The following is a 16,368-nucleotide window of genomic DNA, read 5'->3' on the forward strand; positions in this document are numbered from 1 at the left end:
ACACCGAGGACGCGTCGCAGAAAGCCGGCGTGCACCACCGCAACTGCAATCCCACCGAAATGGCCGCTCGAGTCGCTCACTCGGTTCGCGACCGCTCGCGCAAAAATCCGAACCGGAAAACCGCTTATTCGTCGAACTCCTCGATGAGTTCCGGCACGACGTCGAAGAGGTCGTCGACGATCGCGTAGTCGGCGATGTCCATGATCGGCGCGTTGGGGTCCGTGTTGATCGCGACGATCGTATCGGAGCCTTTCATCCCGGCGACGTGCTGGACTGCGCCGGAGATCCCGATCGCGATGTAGACGTCGGGCGTGACGACCTTCCCGGACTGGCCGACCTGCCGGTTCTTGGGCAGCCAGCCGTTGTCGACGATCGGACGGGACGAGGACAGCGTCGCGCCGAGCGCGTCCGCAAGGTCGCGGATCAGATCGAGGTTCTCCTCTTCTTCGATCCCACGGCCGACCGAGACCAGCAGGTCGGCCTCGCTGATATCGACGTCGCCGCCGCCGACTTCTTCGAAGCCGTTGACGGTCGACCCGATCGCGTCTTCGTCGATGTCCGCGTCGAAGGCCTCGATCGCGGCGTCGCCGGTTCCCTCCGCAGCGGGCCACTCGGCACCGCGGATGGTGACGACGGCGTCGCCCTCGAGCTGGTTGGTCGTCTCGACCTTGCCACCGTACATCTCGCGGGTCGCGACGAGCGTCTCGCCGTCGTTGTCGAGATCGATCGTGTCGGTGACGACTGGCAGGTCGAGCTGGTTGGCGATCGCGGGCGCGTAGTCGAGCCCGTTGACGCTGTTGGGCGTCAGCACGTACTGCGGGGCGAGCTCGTCGTAGAGCTGCGTGACCGCCTGCGTGTAGACGTCGTGGTTGAACTCCTCGCCGTGGGAGACGGTGTGGATCGCGTCGACGCCCTCGCGGTTGAGTTTGTCGGCGAAGTCGTCGACGGTGCCGCTGATGACCGCGAGGTGGAGGTCGCCGCCGGTTTCGTCGGCGAGCTGGCGACCGGCAGTGATGATCTCGTAGCTGACGTCGCGCAGTTCGCCGCGTCGGTGGTCCGCGACTGCGAGGACGTCCGTCATTGTGCCACCCCCTTGTCGCGGAGCAGTTCACCCAGCTCCGAGGCCGTCTCCTCGGCGCTGCCCTCCCAGAACGTCGCGTCGCTTTCACTTTCGGGCTCGTACATGTCCGTCAGCTCGAGTTCGGTCTCGATCGTGCTCTCGTCGACGCCGATGTCGGCGAGTGCCTTGACGTCCATCGGTTTCTGCTGTGCCTGTCGGATGCCACGGAGGCTGGCGTAGCGGGGCTCGTTGATCCCCGTCTGGATCGTCAACACGGCGGGAAGATCGATGTTCGTCAGCTCCTCGACGCCGCCCTCGAGTTCGCGCCGCACGGACGCGACGCCGTCGTCGAGGTCGTGCTCGAGGTGGTTAACGACGGCTCCCCACTGGAAGCCGATGTTCTCTGCCACGGAGACGCCGGTCGCGGCGAAGCTATCGTCGCCGGCCTGCACGCCCGAGAGGACGAGGTCGGGGTCTTCCTCCTCGATGACGGCACTGAGGATCTCCGTCTTGGCGTTGACGTCGAGGAGGTCGACGTCTTCCAGCGCGTCGTCCCAGACGCGGACGGCGCGGTCGGCACCCTTCGCGAGGGCCTGACGAATGGTCTGTTCACAGTCTTCCGGGCCGATAGTGACCGCGACGACCTCGTCTGCGATGCCGTCTTCCTGGAGCTGGACGGCCTCTTCGATCGCGTAATCGTCCCACTCGTTCAAATCGGCACCGAGATACTGATCCGCGATCTCGGTTCCGTCGATCTCGAACTCGTCTTCGACGGTCGCCACCTCTTTGACCGTAACGAGAATTTTCATCGTCTGTCACTGCTACGCCCATACCGTAAATCTTTTCGAAACCGCCCGTCGCGTGGAAGGCGTTCAGTTTCCAGAGTTCACAAATCGTCGCTCGGAGATTAGACTTGCTGTCGGTTCGTTCACCGTGGACTACCAGCATTTCACTCGAACGCGGTTCCGAACGCAAAGACGGAAACGGTTTAACGCCACCGCTGGTAGTGTCGACCATGGCAGACTGTCCACTCGCAGATGACTGCCCGATCTTCTCGGAACGGATCTCGGGAATGGGATGTCAACACTACGGTGACCGGGGTGGCAAGGAGTGGTGTAACCACTACAACCAGCCGATCGAAGACCTCAAGACACAGCCGGTCAAGCCGGGTGAAGAGGTCGTCATCGACGTCGTCGACATGCACGAAAGCGGTGCCGGTGTCGGCCGAACCGACGACGGGTTTATCGTCATGGTCGACGGCGTCCTGCCGGAGGCTCGTGCACGAGTCGAGATTACACGGGTCCACAGCAATCACGCCCGTGCCGAGGAACTGGAACTCCTGCCGATGACTCCCGACGGCGAGACCGCGGACACCGACGAAACGGACGAGACGGACGGCGATGTCGCCGCCGACGAAACCGATGCGGACGACGGCGACGACGGCCCCGAACGTGAGCGACTCGGGAGCCGTGATAACTTCTGGGGCTCGTAAGGGCGCTCGAGTGGACAGCTCGCGCAGTCGGTTTCTTCGTCGGGTTCGCGCTGCCGCCCGTGCAGTGAAATCGCCCCGTCGACCACGTTACAGTTACACGAGCGGCGTCGTATGGTGGGCACGATTGGGCCGCGATCATCCGTTCGCGACGTTCCGCTTCACATAACGTTTTCTCGATTCCTGTTGGATCACCCCTCATGGAACGCATTTCGCTGTCGAATTCGGCGTTCGAGGGGGACAACAACGCCTACCTCTTTTCGGACGGTTCGGAGACGGTACTGATCGATACCGGCGACTGGATGGCGACGACGCGAGAGCAACTCGAGGCCGCCCTCGCCGACCGCCGACTCGGCTTCGACGACGTCGACCGGATCTTCCTCACCCACTGGCACCACGATCACTGTGGACTGGCCGGCGAGATTCAGGCCGAGAGCGGTGCCGAGGTGTACGTCCACGCCGACGACGCGGCGCTCGTAGAAGGCGACGAAGACGCCTGGGACGAGATGTACGATCGTCAGAAGCGGTACTTCGCGGAGTGGGGGATGCCCGAACCGAAGCAGAAGGTCCTACTCGAGCACATGGCCGACGGCGAGACGACGGTCGAGACGCCGACCGTGACGGCGTTCGAGGACGGCGACACGTTCTCGTTCGACGAGACCGAACTCGAGGTCGTCCACACGTCCGGTCACGCCGCCGGCCTCAGCATGTTCGAGGCGGACCTCGACGGCGGGCGGGCGGTCTTCTCCGGGGACGCGTTGCTGCCCGTCTACACGCCCAACGTCGGCGGAGCCGACGTTCGCGTCGACCAGCCGCTCGCGAAGTACCTCCGCGCGCTCCAGGGAATCGTCGACGCCGACTACGACCGCGCGTGGCCGGGCCATCGCGATCCGATCGACGACCCCGCCGACCGCGCCCGGCACATCATCGACCACCACGAGGAGCGCTCCTGGCGAGTCCTCGATGCGCTCGATCGGAAGGGGCCCTGCGACACCTGGACGGTCAGCGACGACCTGTTCGGCGACCTCGAGGGCATCCACATCCTCCACGGTCCCGGCGAGTCCTACGCGCACCTGGAACACCTCGAGCGGGCGGGCACCGTCATCCGCGAGGACACCGAGTATCGCCTCGCCGACGGCGTGTCGGACGAACTGGCCGCGACCGACGGGGAGCGCTGGGACCTCGAGTACTGATACTACTGGATCGCAGTCAATACGAAGCCGGTCGCGAATGTGGGGCTGTCACCTGCGGGGACGGTCGCAGACAGGCGATCGGCTTCACGTCGTTCTGTCCAGCAGTGTGAGCGCCGCCACTCGAGCAATCGCCGTCGACCGCGCGACGAAAGTCGCCGCTGAAACGACTCACACACTGATCGCGACCTGTCGTGCGATCAGGTGTGAACCGACTGTCAGGGGGCCCCGATAGCGACGGTGCCGGGACCGTGGAAGCTTTGATCCCACCGACGGCTAGATGGTGGTATGCAGACGCGAGCCTGTAACCGCAAGCGAGGCGAGTCGCCGTGATCGACGACATCGAGGAACTCCTCGCGGAGATCGGGTTCGATTCCGAGACGAGCGTGTTGACCTACCGGCAGGCACAGGTGCTCGCACTGCGCGAACGCGATATCTCACAGGCGGATATCGCCGCGGCGCTGGGAACTTCGCGGGCGAACGTCTCCTCGATCGAATCGAGTGCCCGCGAGAACGTCGCGAAAGCCCGCGAGACGGTCGCGTTCGCCGAAGCGCTGCGTGCGCCAGTTCGGGTTCGCGTCCCGGCCGAGACCGATCTCTACGACGTGCCACAGATGGTATACGAGGCCTGCGACGAGGCCGGCGTCAAGGTCGACCACACCGCGCCGGACCTGATGAAGATCGTCAGCGACGCCGCGGGGGCGGCCGTCACCGGCCGGCAGGTGTCGACTCCGCTGATCGTCGGGGTCACGTCGGAGGGGATGGTTCGCGTTCGACACCAGGAGTGAGTCCGATACCGGTTCCCAGAGAGATTTGTACGCCGCCGCCATCGGTGGCGGTATGGACTTCGAACTCGACGGCAACAGCGCACTGGTGACCGCCGCCTCGAGCGGCCTCGGATTCGCGAGCGCACGGGCACTCGCCGAGGAGGGCGCGAACGTCGCGATCTGTGGTCGGGACGAGACGCGCCTCGAGGCGGCCCGCGCGGAGCTCGCGGAGACGGCGACGGGCGACGTTCTGGCCGTCCAGGCCGATCTCACCGACCCCGACGACGTGTCGGGGCTCGTTCGTGAGACGGTTGAGGCGTTCGGCGGCCTCGATCACGTCGTCACCTCCTCGGGAGGACCGCCGAGTACGACGTTCCTCGAGACCGACGAGCAGGACTGGTACCAGGCCTACGACCTGCTGGTGATGAGCGTCGTCTGGACGATCGAGGAAGCACACGAACACCTCCTCGAGTCCGACTACGGAACGATCACCTGCATCACCTCCCGGACCGTCCGGGAGGTCGCGGACGGCCTCTTGCTCTCGAACTCGGTCCGCCGGGGCGTGATCGGGCTCGTCAAGACGGTTTCGCGGGAGTTCGCGCCCGAGATCCGGGCCAACGCCGTCCTACCGGGAACGATCGAGACGCCCCGGATCGAGGAACTCATCGAGGCTGGCGTCGAGCGTGGCACCTACGAGGACTACGAGGACGGGCTGACGGCGATGGCGAGCGAAATCCCGATGGATCGCATCGGTGACCCCCGAGAACTCGGCGACGTCGTCGCTTTCCTCTCGAGCCCGCGGGCGAGTTTCGTCAACGGGACAGAGGTGCCAATCGACGGCGGACTGTTGCGGAGCTAGGGCCTCGCGTGCCGTTCCGTCGACCTATCACGCCCGCGATCTGACAGCCGGCGATAGGTTCTCCGAACCGTAACCCTCTCGGACTCCCTCGGAAGAGTTCGGATGTGTACGGTCCGATTCGAGTCATCGGCTACCTCGCGTTGCTGGTGACGCCGGCCACGTTGTTCCTCGGTGCCGTCCGTGCGCCGCCCGAACTCCACGTCGGTGCGGTGGGCATCCCGCTCGGTGTCGGGCTCACCGGGACCGTCGTCGCCGCGACGGAGCGACGGCAGCTCTCGAGGCTCGACAGGGGTGGACTCGCACGAGCCGACGCCGTCGACGCGGTCGCGGTCGCAGTCGCGGCGGTCGTCACCTACGCCCTGAGCGTTCACGCCGGCCTCGGCCCGGTCCTGGCCGCCGCCGCCGTCGGCTTGCTCGTCGGCATCTGGCTCCCCCGAATCGACGGCCCGGCCTACTGCGGGACGTTCGTCGGGATGGCCTCGCCGGCCGTGTTCCCGTCGCTCGAGGGAGTCGCGATCGCCGGGGTGATCGCCGGCCTCGCGTTCGTCGCGACGGCCGGTTCGTTCGACGGCTTCGGTGGTAAGTACGGGACGATCGCGCTCTGTGGCTGCATCGTGACGGTCGCCTTGCTCGACGTCGACTACGCCGCCGCCAGCGCGCTCGAGCCGCGACTCGCCCCGCCGGTGGTCGCCGTCGCCGGCGTCGCGGCGGTCGCGACCGTCGCGCTTCGGACCCACGGCGGGGCCAGTTCCGTCGTCGCCTCCGCCGTGATCGGACTCGTCGCCGGCGTCGCGCTCCCTCCGCTCTTCCCGGCGGTCGGGTCGACGCTGGCCGCGGTCGCGTTCTGTGCTTCCTTCGTCGGGATGTCGGGCGACGAGCGGCTGGCGACCACGGACCAGATCGCCGCCGCCGGCTGCCTCTGTGGCCTCGTCTATCTCGCGGTCGCGCCGTCCCTCTCCGGGGCGGGTGGCAAACTGGGGACCACCGCGTTCGCTTCCTGTCTCGCCGTCGCCGGCGCGGTGCAACTGCCCGCCGTCGTCCGCTCGAGGCTCGGACGCACCGTCTCGAGCGGGTGACGGCGAAGCCGGGCCCCGCCCCTGGGCCCGAATCGCGCGTCGACTCGAGGAGTACTTTGAATAGTCGCTGTATCTGACAGTCAGCTAACCACAATGCCCCCGCTTCGCAACACCCTCGCGGATCTGGCCGACGAGCGGTTCCGAACGGCGGTCCTCCTCGGACTCGCGTCGATTCCGTTCACCGTCGCCCTCTCGTGGGAGTCCGCGCCGATGTCGTTTTCGGGCGAAGCCGTCGTCGTCGCCGGCTTGCTCGCTGGCCTCCACTACGCCGACCGCTCGGCCGAGGACGGGAACGTCGGTCTGCTCGAGGCCGTTCGATACGGCAAACGACCGTCCGTGAGCCGCCGGGCTGGCGTGGTCGCCGGCGTCGTCGGCTCCGCGCCGGCGGTCGGCTGGGAAGTCGCTTACACGGCCGAACTCGTGTGGACGCTTTCGGGCTGGCAGGGAGCGATCGCCGTCGTCGCGCTCCCGATCGTCGTCCCGTTTCTCGTGGCGCTCTTCGGGCTCGGCGGCGGCGTCGGCGCGGCCGTCGGCGACTGGCTGGTCAGTCAGGCCGATCGGACTCGAGACGGGGCCAGTTCGCGGGCGGCTCCGGACGCGGCGGCCGACGACTCCCGCTGGTGGTGGCTGATCGCCGCGTACGTCGTCGTCGCGCCGGCGGTGTTACTGTACGTGTTCGGCGTGAGTCCGGACAGTGATGCCGGGCTCTTGGTCGCGGTGCTGTCGCTGTTCGTGCTGGTTCCGTTCGCCGTCTTCGTCGCCGTCGCACTGTTCAAGGACGCGATCACTCTCCTCGAGGCGGGTCGAGGCTGGATGCCAAACTACTGGGTATACGTCGGCGCGCCGCTCGGGACCTACGCGGTCGCGTACCTGGCGGCGCGGTTCGTCCAGTCGACGAACCCGTCGGGGGTCGGCGTCTACGCCTTCCTGATCGCGCTCTGGCTCTCGTCGATCGTCTATCTCGACCACCGCCGTCGGTACGTCAGCGTCTCGTAGTCGGTGTCTCCTCGGGATGCCAATCGTCTCGCCGCCAGTCAGTCGGCCGAAATCTCGCAGGTTCCCTCGTAGGCCACGTCCGAGACGGACTCGATCTCGGGGTCGTCGCCACAGACCGGACACGCCGGGTTCGGCTGGACCGGCACTTCCTCGAAACTCATGCCCATCGCGTCGTACAGCAGGAGGCGACCCTCGAGGAGGTCGCCCTTCCCGAGCAAGTACTTGACGACCTCCGTGGCCTGGATACAGCCGACGGTGCCGGGGAGGACGCCGAGGACGCCCGTCGTGGCACAGTCGGGGACGGTGCCGGGTTCGGGGGCCTCGGGGAAGAGACACCGATAACACGGGGGCGAGTCGTCGCGACTGCCGCGGTCGTTCGTAAACGACGTGATCTGTCCTTCGAAGCGGTAGATCGCGCCGTGGAACAGCGGCGTCTCGGTGAGGACGCAGTGGTCGTTGAGCAGGTAGCGGGTCGCGAAGTTGTCGCTGGCGTCCAGGACGACGTCGTACTCCGCGACGAGGTCGGCGACCGTGTCGGCCGTAACGCGGACCTCGTGGGTCTCGACGTCGATGTCGGGATTCAGTGCCGTCACGTAGTCGGCGGCGCTCTCGACTTTCGGTCGCCCGACGTCGGCGTCGCCGTGGACGATCTGTCGTTGCAGGTTCGAGCGCTCGACGACGTCGTCGTCGACGATCCCCAGCCGGCCGACCCCGGCGGCGGCGAGATACTGGATCGCCGGCGAGCCGAGGCCGCCCGCGCCGACGACCAGAACGGAACTCTCGAGCAGCCGCTGTTGGCCCTCGGGACCGATCTCGTCCATGATGACGTGTCTCGAGTAGCGATCGAGTTGCGTTGCGTCGAGGCGCAGGTCGCTCATACGGAGGCGTTGGGTCGAGAGCGAGAAAAGTTCGCGGGTCGGGGTCGTCTCCGCGAGCGAGCGCTGGCTCGAACTCGTGGGGTGTGCTGTGGCGCTCGCTGTCGATCGATGGCACCGTGGGTATTCCCTGCCGTAGGCGGGGCAACGACGTGTGGTCTCGCGGAGGTGGCAGCATCTTCAGCGACCCAACGATTTAATAATGTGGTGTGCCTTCACACACCTATGGCAACCTCACCCACTGATGCCGGTGACGACGTCATCGATCAATTCCTGTCCGATCGCGGTCACTCGGTCGAACGAGTAGGGTGGGAGCAGGAGTATAACAAGAAGCAGTGCCCCGAATGTGGCGGCCTCCACGATACGTCCGCCAGTTCCTGTACCGTCTGTGGGTGGCAGCCAGCGCCGTAACCCTCCAGTAGCGACGAGCGACAGCGGTCGCTTCGTAATCCATCCCGTATTTTTATCACTGATAATTCGACAGGATTATAACGTGTTGTCGATCACTTCGCAGTGGGAATAACAATGCCGGAATGCCAGAACTGCGGCGCGTTCGTCACCGAGACGTACGCCCGCGTCTTCACCCCCCGCGGTGTCGACGACCCCCGCGTGTGTCCGGACTGTCAGGACAAGATCCGCGACGGTGCCGACGTCCGAGAGGCCCGCTCTCCCCGCGATCCCTGAGCGTCAGTTCCTGTCGAAGAAAACCCACGTCACTTATAGGTATCGCGCTCCTGTACAGCTACAATGACTACGACGGACACGACGGTCACCCGCCTGTTCGGTGGTCCGGGAAGCGGCAAGACGACTGCCCTTCTCGACCACGTCGAGGACATTCTCGAGCAGGAGGGCGTTACGTTCCGGGATATTCTCGTCGTCTCGTATACGCGAGCGGCAGCACAGGAGGTTCGGGAGCGTCTCGCAGACCGGCTCGACGAGAGCCCGCGTGCGCTGCAGGGAAACGTCTGTACGATGCACGCCAAGGCCTACGAGCTGCTCGATCTCTCTCGGAGCGACGTTATCGGCGAGTCGGACAAAGAGGAGTTCTGCGAGGAGTACGGTATCGAGTACGAGGACGAGTATTCGGGTGCCGGCCGCCGAACCGCTCGATCGACGACGATCGGCAACAAGGTCATCGCGACGAGCCAGTGGCTCCAGCGGACCAGCCGTGAGGTAACCGACTGGTACGACGTCCCCTTCCAGTGGGACGAAGAGGAAGTTCGTCTCCCACCCGAGATCGACCCCAACGCCCAGGAGGGCAACAAGTACACCCCGACCTGGCCCAGCGACGACGACCGAATCGACGTTCCCGAGACGATCCGGGCCTGGCGGTCCTACAAGGGCGAACACGGCAAGATCGGCTTCGCCGACATGCTCGAGCGGGTCAAACAGCGGTCCTTGCTGCCGAGCGTCGACTACCTGGTGATCGACGAGTTTCAGGATATCACCACGCTGCAGTACGACGTCTACGAGGAGTGGAAACCCCACATGGAGCAGGTCCTGATCGCCGGCGACGACGACCAGGTCGTCTACTCCTGGCAGGGTGCCGACCCCGCATTGCTCCTCGAGGAGGAGGTCGACGAGGACGTCATCCTTCCCAACTCCTATCGGCTGCCCTCGAACGTGCTCAACGCGGTCAACAAGGAGATCCGTCACATCGATCACCGCCAGGACAAGGACCTCAAGCCCCGTACCGAAGGCGGTGCCGTCGAGGCGCGCACGAACGGCTCGATGCTCGACGTCGTCCGGATGGTTCGGCGCACGCTCGTCGAGGGCGATGGCACGATCATGGTACTGTTCCGGGCCCGCTACCAGATGTTCCAGTTCATCGACGAGTTCATCACCGAGGGCGTCCCCTTCACCTCGCTGACCGACCAGCGGATGTGGACCGACCGACTCACCCAGTACGTCCGCGCCGTCGAGGCGATCGACGCGGGTGAGGACGTCACCGGCCTGCAGGCCCGTCGACTCGCCGACATGCTCCAGGAGTCGGCGTTTGGCACCAACGATCGCGACGCCCTCTTCGACGAGATCGACGAGCGCCAGGAGGAGGCCGGTATCGACGACTTGGAGCAACTCATGATCCCCAGCGAGGTCATCGTCGACCACGCGCCGTTCATGCCCGATCCCGCCTCGGCAGCCGACATGCTCCGGAAGGTCACAAACTTCCAGAAGAAGAGCGTCCGCTCGTACTTCGGGATCGGCGAGTACACGGGAATGGACACCGATCGCGTCCGCGTCGGCACGATCCACTCCGCGAAGGGCCGCGAGGCGGACCACGTGTTCGTCGGCACCGATCTCACCGAAAAGGTCGTCGAACAGATGGTCGCCACCGTCGACGATCCCGAGGCGATCCCCGGTTGCGAGGAGTTCACCAAGACCACCTCGCCCGTGCCCGTGCTGACGGACAACGAACGCCGCGTCTTCTACGTCGGCATGTCCCGCGCCCGCGAACGGCTCGTCTTGCTCGAGAACCTCGTCGACGGCGCACCGACGCTCCCAATCGACGTCCTATTGCAGAATCGGCTCACCGACTCGACGCTCGAGGAACTGATCGAGCAGGCCCAGGAACCCATCGAGACGGACGCGGACGAGCTCGAGGCGGAAGCCGAAGCGCCGTGACCGGTCGGACCGACCGCGACGCCACGGCTGGCGGCCGGGTCGGTGATCGCCCCGGCGTCGCCCGCCAGCGCCGCGACCACGCAGCCGACGTCTTCTCGAGGGTACTGGCGGACCGCGACGCCACGGCCGTCGTCCACGTCGGCACTGCTCGCGATCCGGGACTTCGATACGCCTGCCCGACGCCTCCGACCGACCGCACCGCGATCGCGTACGTCGGTGCCGACGACGAGTGGCTCGTCCGGTCGGCGGGCGACGACGCGAGCGGTCACCCCGCCCGGCGACTCGCGACGGCGCTCGCGGATCGCGGACTCGAGGGGACGGTACTGACGCCACCGCGAGTGCCCCACGACGCCGCACTCTATCTCGAGGGGGCGGGCGTCGAACTGGCGTCGACGGACGCCCTCGAGCGGGCGCGAGCGACGAAGACGGACGGCGAGCGGGCGGCGATCGCGGCCGCCCAGCGAGCGGCCGCCGCCGGGATCCGGCGAGCGGCGTCGCTACTGGCGGATACGACGGTCGTCGACGGGCTGCTCGCAGTTGGCGGTGGTCCGAGTACCGACGCCGAACCGGTGACGCCCACCCGGTTACGGACCGCCATCGACGAGGCGATCGTGCGCGCGGGTGCGTTTCCGGTCGGAAACACGGCCGTCAATCCCGACTCGAGGGGACGGTCCGATCCCGAGGAGGAACCGCTCCGACCGGGCGAGCCGATCGTTCTCGAGGCTGCGCCGCGCGGACCGACCGGCTACTACGGCGGGTTGGTTCGGACGCTCGTCGTCGACGGCGACGGCGGCCGCGAGCGGCGGGTCCACGTCGGCGTCACGCAGTCGTTTCGCTCCGCGCGATCGATGCTGACCGCCGGACCGGAATCGGTGACCGCCGTCGCAGCCGACCTCGAGGCGGAGGTGCGCTCGTTCGGGTTCGGCGAGGACGACGCGATCGAAACGCGGGTCTCCGGTGTCGGGCTCGAGCCCCGCGAACGACCGATCGACGGCGGTGACGACGTCGGGCCAGGGAGCGTGGTTCGACTCGACGTAGCCGGACAGGTCGGTGCGGAGAGTCGGGTCCGGATCGCCGACGTGCTCGCGGTCCACGGCGAGGGCGAGCGCCCCGACTGGCTCGCCGCGCCATCGCAATCGCTCGAGCCGACGGCGCTCCTCGAGTGACCGTCGCCGCGGGTTGAGGGGCGTGGAGTTTCGATCGTTGGACGATACTGTCAGCAAGACTGCCGGATACAGCGTCTCCAACTGCGTCGTTCGGGTAGTGAGTGCCACTTGAGAAGGCGATAGCGCTCGGCGAGCGATCGACCCGTCGCTACCGTTCGTCGTCGGGTTCGGTGTCGGGCTCTTTGGTGACCGTTCCGACGACTCGTTTGACCAGCAGTTCGGGAATATCGGTGGGCATCGTCAGCCAGTGTTGGACGGCCACGAGGCCGATCGCGAGTCCCAGAAGTGCCACGCCGACGGCCGTTTGGTCCCGGACGAGCAGGAGTTCGAGCCCGGCGATCGCGGCGGGAAGCGCGAGGACGAGCGTTCCCGCGAGTTTGATCGTGTCGATAATGCCGGTCATTGGCTCCAGATAGCGGGCCACCGGCTAAAAACACGGCGACGTGTGCGATCGCCGGGCCGTCCGATCGATACCCGACAGTCGGAGTCCACGGTTCCTCGAGCGCCCGTTCGGTCACAGCGACCCACGATCCGAGGCGCTTCGACCGGGACTCGCGACGCTAGCGGCTCGGATCGTGCACACGGCTTCGTCGCCGTCCCGTGCTCGGTCACCGAGACACGTCGGCGGAGAGTCGCCACTGCGTGTCGGAAATCGTGGAGAAGCGACGGAGCCACCGGACGGTTAGTCGTCGGCGGGAACCGCTCGCGTGTCCGCCCGCTCGGAAGCCATAGCGAGCACGTCGTCGAAGAAGTCGAGGGTGTCTTCGGGGCCGGGGTTCGCTTCGGGGTGGTACTGTCGGGTGAGCACGTCGTACTCGATGCCGTCGATCCCTTCGGGCGTGTCGTCGTTGACGTTGATCTGGGTGATCTCGAGGTGCTCGCCGGGGTCGGCGACGGTGTAGCCGTGGTTCTGGGTGGTCATGACGACCTGCCCCGACTCGAGGTCGAGGACCGGCTGGTTGACGCCGCGGTGACCGAAGGTCATCTTCTCGGTCGAGCCACCGAGCGCCTCGGCGACGATCTGCTGGCCGAGACAGATGCCGGCGACGGGCGTGTCTTCGACGAATTCCTCGACGAGCGTGATGGCACCTTCGAAGTTGACCGGGTCGCCGGGACCGTTCGAGATGAACAGGAGATCGGGGTCGACGGCCTCGACGTCGGCGACGTCGGCGTCGTAGGGGAACACGTGGACGGTCGCGTTACGCTCGAGCAGGGAGCTGATGATCGAGCCCTTCGCGCCGCAGTCGATCAGGGCGACCGTCTCGCCGTCGTTGTCCGGGCCGTGGACGACTGGCTCGTCGACGCTGACCTGGGCACCGATGTCGGTGTGATCGCTCATGGCCTTGCACTGCTCGAGTTCAGCCAGGGCGTCCTCCTCGGTGACGTCCTCGCCGACGGCGATGCCACACTTCATCGCACCGCCGTCGCGGATGTCGGTGACGATCTCGCGCGTGTCGAGGTGGTCGACGGCCGGGACCCCCTCGCTTGCGAGCCAGTCAACGACGTCTTCGGTGAGTTCCTTCGCGACGACGCCACGCGGGTGGACGCGGCCGTCCTCGAACCGCTCCTCGCGGACGCCGTAGTTACCGATCAGGGGATACGAGAAGGTCAGGATCTGTTCCTCGTAAGAGGGATCAGTCAGGCTCTCTTCGTAGCCCGTATACGCTGTTGTAAACACGATTTCGCCGCGAGCCGTTCCTGCCGCGCGACCACGCCCCTCGAGTACGTGACCGCCTTCCAGTGCGACGTAGGCTTCCGTCATTACGATCTACGTATCGGATGGACCATCATAAGTGTTGTCTTCGAAGCTCAGTTACGATTTTCGTAATCGGTAAATGCGAGTTCGACGTAGGTACGCATCTCCATGGACGACCTGGACCGACAGATCCTCGATATTCTCCGGCGAGACGCCCGCACGCCGTACACCGAGATCGCCGACGAGGTCGGCACGAGCGAGGGGACCGTCCGCAACCGCGTCGAGCGCATGATGGACGACGACGTGATCGAGCGCTTTACGATCTCGACCCGGACGGGCAACGTCCAGGCGATGATCGAACTCAGCGTCGCGGTCGACGTCGATACCAAGGCCGTCTCAGAGCGGATCGCCGAGTGGGACGAGGTCGACTTCGTCTGGATGGTCTCGGGCGAACAGGACGTCGTCCTCGTGGTCGACGCCGCGGACACGCGCGGGGTCAACGATCTGATCACCAAGGCCCGCGATCAGGAGGAGGTCGTGAGTACGAAAACGCGGTTGATTCTGGACGAGGAACTCGGCTGAATCCGCCGCTCGCTCCGACCCGAACCGAAACGACGGCGACTCGAGTCGCGACGGCGTTCCCAGTCGGTGAAAGTACCGTTCGCTTTTTTCACCGGTGGGTGACATTCCGTTCTAATGACCGCCGAGAAACGGTCCGGAAATCGAAACGAGTCGGTCGCCGGCGATCGGACGGCGGATTCGAATCGGGACCGATCGGTGGCTCCCGACGAGGCCGAAACGCTGTTTCGCGCCGTCGAGGAGGCAGTCTTTCTGATCGACGTCGAACGGACGGAGCGGGACCTCGCGTTCAGGTTCCGGCGCGTCAACCCGGCCTACGAAGCGGCCACCGGCCTGAGCGACGCGTCGGTCACCGGGAGAACCCTCCGGGAGGTGTTCGAGTTGGGCCCCGACGGCGACGGGCTCCGTCGCTACCGAGAGTGCGTCGAGAGCGGGGCCTCGGTCGACTTCAGCGCGACGCGTTCGTTTCCAGTCGGCCAACGAACCGTCGAGACGACGTTGCACCCGGCCGACTCGAGCGGTCCGGTTCGCCGGATCGTCGGCATCGTTCGTGAAATATCCGAACGGGCGACGGCGGAGCGTGAACTCGAGCGGAATCGGGACCTCTTGACGAAAGCGGAGGACCTCGCGGCCGTCGGCGGGTGGGAACTCGATCTCCGAACGAACGAACTCCGGTGGACCGACGGGACGAGAGCGATTTTCGAGGTCGACGACGGCTACGAGCCGACGCTTTCGGACGCGATCGAGTTCTATCGGCCCGACGATCGGCCCCGGATTCGGTCGTTCGTCGAGGCGTGTCGACGCCGCGAGGAGTCGTACGACGGCGTCCTCGAGATCGTCACGGCCGAGGGGAACGACCGCTGGGTCCGGACGGTCGGAGAGCCCGTCACGGAGGACGGAACCGTCGTCGCGTTACGCGGCGCGGTGCAAAACGTCACGGCTCGGAGGGAACGCGAGCGGGAGTTACAACTCTTCCGAAAAGCGGTCGAACAGGCCGGGCACGGGATCATCATCACGGACCGCAACGGGACTATCGAGTACGTCAACCCGGCCTACGAACGGGACACCGGATACAGCCGAACGGAGGTCGTCGGTCTGAACCCACGGATCGTCAAGTCGGGAAAGCACGACGAGGCGTTCTACGAGGACCTCTGGGACACGATCCGCTCGGGTGAGATCTGGGAAAGCGAACTCGTCAACCGGCGCAAGTCCGGCGAGTTGTACCACGTCGACCAGACGATCGCGCCGATCACCGACGACGACGGCGAGATCACGCACTTCGTCGCCATCGAGTCCGATATCACCGAGCAACGACTGCGCGGACAGCGACTCAGCGTGCTCAACCGGATCCTGCGACACAACATCCGGAACGGCATGAACGTCATCGAAGGGAACGCAACGCGTCTCCGGGAGGCCGACGACGACGAGCGAACCGTGGCCCTGACCGCGATCGAAACGCAGGCGGCGGACCTCCTCGAAATCAGCGAAAACGCCGCAGCCGTCCGCGACCTGTTCCAACGCGAACGCGACCCCGACGTCACGAGCGACGTCGGGACGATGCTCTCGGGGCTGGCGAGTGACTTCGAGGAGGAGTACCCCGATGCCGAGATCACGGTCTCCGAGCCCGAGACCGTGACCGTCCAGGCCGACGACCGACTCGAGACCGCGATCCGAGAGGCGGTACACAACGCCGTCATCCACAACGACCGTGGTACTCCGGAGGTGACGATCACCGTTCCCCACTCCGAGAGGGTCGGGACGGAAACGCTGGTCGACATCGTGATCGCCGATACCGGCCCCGGAATTCCGGCGGCGGAACAACCGATGGTCGACCACGAGGACGAGACCCAACTCGTCCACGGAACGGGTCTGGATCTGTGGTACATCTATTGGGTCGCGAAGAGCTTCGGCGGCGAGATGCAGATCGCCGACAACGAGCCACGGGGCAGCGTCGTCACGCTCCGGGTCCCGGCCGCCGAGAGCCACTGACGGC

General features: G+C 66.1%; 17 protein-coding genes. 12 read left to right on the plus strand and 5 right to left on the minus strand.

Going from position 1 to position 16,368, the window contains the following annotated elements; translation table 11 throughout:
* Positions 1–124 precede the first annotated feature (124 nt).
* Together J0X27_RS06515 and J0X27_RS06520 are read right to left on the minus strand one after the other, a co-directional pair.
* A complete protein-coding gene (locus tag J0X27_RS06515) occupies positions 125–1,081 on the minus strand; it encodes an electron transfer flavoprotein subunit alpha/FixB family protein (protein WP_207271579.1) in 957 nt (318 codons plus the stop codon).
* Positions 1,078–1,869, minus strand: a complete 792-nt coding sequence (locus J0X27_RS06520; protein WP_207271580.1) for an electron transfer flavoprotein subunit beta/FixA family protein — start codon at positions 1,867–1,869, stop codon at positions 1,078–1,080. The genes J0X27_RS06515 and J0X27_RS06520 overlap by 4 nt, the downstream gene beginning before the upstream one ends.
* Before the next feature lie 206 nt (positions 1,870–2,075).
* Here J0X27_RS06520 and J0X27_RS06525 point away from each other — a divergent pair, with 206 nt between their 5' ends.
* From J0X27_RS06525 to J0X27_RS06550, 6 genes are all read left to right on the plus strand, one after another.
* A complete protein-coding gene (locus tag J0X27_RS06525) occupies positions 2,076–2,552 on the plus strand; it encodes a TRAM domain-containing protein (protein WP_207271581.1) in 477 nt (158 codons plus the stop codon).
* 197 nt (positions 2,553–2,749) lie between these two features.
* The gene (locus J0X27_RS06530; RefSeq protein ID WP_207271582.1) at positions 2,750–3,742 is read left to right on the plus strand and encodes an MBL fold metallo-hydrolase; all 993 of its coding nucleotides are present in this window, start codon (positions 2,750–2,752) and stop codon (positions 3,740–3,742) included.
* Positions 3,743–4,068: 326 nt separating this feature from the next.
* Positions 4,069–4,527 (plus strand): Tfx family DNA-binding protein, encoded by a 459-nt coding sequence (locus J0X27_RS06535; protein ID WP_207271583.1) that lies wholly within the window; start codon positions 4,069–4,071, stop codon positions 4,525–4,527.
* Between the two features lie 52 nt (positions 4,528–4,579).
* Entirely contained in the window at positions 4,580–5,365 is a 786-nt protein-coding gene (locus J0X27_RS06540; RefSeq protein WP_207271584.1) for an SDR family oxidoreductase, read from the plus strand.
* A gap of 104 nt (positions 5,366–5,469) precedes the next feature.
* Positions 5,470–6,441, plus strand: a complete 972-nt coding sequence (locus J0X27_RS06545) for a hypothetical protein (RefSeq protein WP_207271585.1) — start codon at positions 5,470–5,472, stop codon at positions 6,439–6,441.
* A gap of 93 nt (positions 6,442–6,534) precedes the next feature.
* Positions 6,535–7,437: a transposase gene (locus J0X27_RS06550; protein WP_207271586.1), complete on the plus strand. Its 903-nt coding sequence runs from the start codon at positions 6,535–6,537 to the stop codon at positions 7,435–7,437.
* Positions 7,438–7,475: 38 nt separating this feature from the next.
* Here the strand turns inward: J0X27_RS06550 and ubaA are convergent, their stop codons facing one another.
* A complete protein-coding gene (gene ubaA, locus J0X27_RS06555) occupies positions 7,476–8,315 on the minus strand; it encodes an SAMP-activating enzyme E1 (RefSeq protein WP_207271587.1) in 840 nt (279 codons plus the stop codon).
* A 222-nt stretch (positions 8,316–8,537) separates the two neighbouring features.
* Here ubaA and J0X27_RS06560 point away from each other — a divergent pair, with 222 nt between their 5' ends.
* The 4 genes from J0X27_RS06560 to J0X27_RS06575 all read left to right on the plus strand — a co-directional run bounded on the left by J0X27_RS06560 (position 8,538) and on the right by J0X27_RS06575 (position 12,100).
* Positions 8,538–8,723, plus strand: coding sequence for an HVO_0416 family zinc finger protein (locus J0X27_RS06560; RefSeq protein ID WP_097381402.1), 186 nt, complete (start codon positions 8,538–8,540; stop codon positions 8,721–8,723).
* Between the two features lie 114 nt (positions 8,724–8,837).
* Complete coding sequence (locus J0X27_RS06565) at positions 8,838–8,996, plus strand: DUF7563 family protein (RefSeq protein ID WP_207271588.1); 159 nt, start codon at positions 8,838–8,840, stop codon at positions 8,994–8,996.
* Between the two features lie 63 nt (positions 8,997–9,059).
* Positions 9,060–10,934, plus strand: coding sequence for a UvrD-helicase domain-containing protein (locus tag J0X27_RS06570; RefSeq protein WP_207271589.1), 1,875 nt, complete (start codon positions 9,060–9,062; stop codon positions 10,932–10,934).
* On the plus strand, positions 10,931–12,100 hold the full coding sequence (locus J0X27_RS06575; RefSeq protein ID WP_207271590.1) for a M24 family metallopeptidase: 1,170 nt from the start codon (positions 10,931–10,933) through the stop codon (positions 12,098–12,100). Before J0X27_RS06570 ends, J0X27_RS06575 begins: the two co-directional genes overlap by 4 nt.
* Positions 12,101–12,248: 148 nt before the next feature.
* Here the strand turns inward: J0X27_RS06575 and J0X27_RS06580 are convergent, their stop codons facing one another.
* Both J0X27_RS06580 and carA read right to left on the minus strand, forming a co-directional pair.
* Positions 12,249–12,503 carry a DUF7533 family protein gene (locus tag J0X27_RS06580; protein WP_207271591.1) on the minus strand — a complete coding sequence of 85 codons (255 nt, stop codon included), beginning with the start codon at positions 12,501–12,503 and terminating at the stop codon, positions 12,249–12,251.
* Between the two features lie 279 nt (positions 12,504–12,782).
* Complete coding sequence (carA, locus tag J0X27_RS06585) at positions 12,783–13,862, minus strand: glutamine-hydrolyzing carbamoyl-phosphate synthase small subunit (protein ID WP_207271592.1); 1,080 nt, start codon at positions 13,860–13,862, stop codon at positions 12,783–12,785.
* A 102-nt stretch (positions 13,863–13,964) separates the two neighbouring features.
* On the opposite strand from carA, the gene J0X27_RS06590 reads away from it, so the two are divergent.
* Positions 13,965–14,378: an Lrp/AsnC family transcriptional regulator gene (locus J0X27_RS06590; protein ID WP_207271593.1), complete on the plus strand. Its 414-nt coding sequence runs from the start codon at positions 13,965–13,967 to the stop codon at positions 14,376–14,378.
* 114 nt (positions 14,379–14,492) lie between these two features.
* The gene (locus tag J0X27_RS06595) at positions 14,493–16,364 is read left to right on the plus strand and encodes a PAS domain S-box protein (RefSeq protein WP_207271594.1); all 1,872 of its coding nucleotides are present in this window, start codon (positions 14,493–14,495) and stop codon (positions 16,362–16,364) included.
* Positions 16,365–16,368 lie beyond the last annotated feature (4 nt).

Origin of the sequence: Natrinema longum (assembly GCF_017352095.1) — an archaeon.
Lineage (GTDB): Archaea > Halobacteriota > Halobacteria > Halobacteriales > Natrialbaceae > Natrinema > Natrinema longum.